This is a genomic window from Rothia sp. HMSC073B08, assembly GCF_001812975.1.
Taxonomy (GTDB): Bacteria; Actinomycetota; Actinomycetes; order Actinomycetales; family Micrococcaceae; genus Rothia; species Rothia mucilaginosa.
Map to the genome: position 1 here is coordinate 2,200 of NZ_KV811071.1, position 1,018 is coordinate 3,217.

At 58.4% G+C, this 1,018-nt stretch carries 1 protein-coding gene; it reads left to right on the forward strand.

Annotated elements, in window-relative coordinates:
* Positions 1–307: 307 nt before the first annotated feature.
* On the forward strand, positions 308–1,015 hold the full coding sequence (locus HMPREF2884_RS09290; RefSeq protein ID WP_070616149.1) for a hypothetical protein: 708 nt from the start codon (positions 308–310) through the stop codon (positions 1,013–1,015).
* Positions 1,016–1,018: the final 3 nt, after the last annotated feature.

A 1,018-nucleotide genomic window follows, 5' to 3' on the forward strand; every position in this document is an offset into this window, starting at 1 on the left:
GTCATGCTGTACCGCATGGCGCACGGCGGCAGTCGTCTTGGTTAGTTTCGGTGCGTGAGGGGGCTGGCGGGCTGTGTTCTTCGAGTCGTTGTGCCGCAGGCTCAACAGCTAGATCAGTCCCGTCCCTAGCATCCTTTACAGGCACCGGTGAGGGGAATCGGGAGTGTTACCCGATGGGAATCTTCCCGTGAGTAGCGCCCCGGTTTCCCGGCCCTTGATTTACTCAACCTTTTTCACTCGCTTCACCTATTCACGCTTCACCTGTTCATTCGCTTCACTCACCGTACAGTTTTTTGTAGAAGGGATAATGATGTCTTCATTCTTCACACCACGAGGCACCCGGTGCCGCTCCACTGCCCCGCGCCGTTCAGCTACCCAGCATCACCCGGCGAGCACCCGCGCGCTCAGCCTGTCGTTGCTGCTGGGTTTGAGCCCGCTTGCCGGTATCACCCCGGCGGCACTCGCAACACCGACCCAGGCAGCACCTGAGCAGCAGGCACAACCGGCACAGGCGACCCCCGCCTCCCCCGCTGCAGCTTTGAACCAGCGCCAGACAGAAAACCAGCAAATTCCTGAAGGTCAGGGCGAGCAGACCAGTTCGCTACCGACTTTGCGCGTCACCAGTGGCACGTTAAGAATTGAGACTGGCGGCACGGTGCATGTTGAAGGCACCGGCTTCACTCCCGAGTTCTTGGCACACAATGAGCTGCGTAGCCTCATTATTGCGCCCAAGGGTTCCTCGACCTATGTCGGTCCTTACCATGAACCGGCGTATCAAGGGCCACGCTTTGATGTTCCGAGGCTTTCAGCAGACGGAACTTTCAGCGCCGACTTGGAAGTATCCTCCAACGACATCCCTGCGGGCATGGAGTACGAAGTTATTTTGACCTACCGTCCGCTGGATGAGGCGCACCCCTATCAGTGGAGCACTGAGGATCGTATTCGCACAGCACTCGCCGTGACGAGTAATTTCCCACAGTCTGTTTTGCGGCTCTTCCGAGTTGAGTGTGGGTGACCG

What these genes read in the sequence shown, in the direction of transcription:
- HMPREF2884_RS09290 (WP_070616149.1), top strand. Translation starts at nt 308, where the DNA reads ATGATGTCTTCATTCTTCACACCACGAGGCACCCGGTGCCGCTCCACT.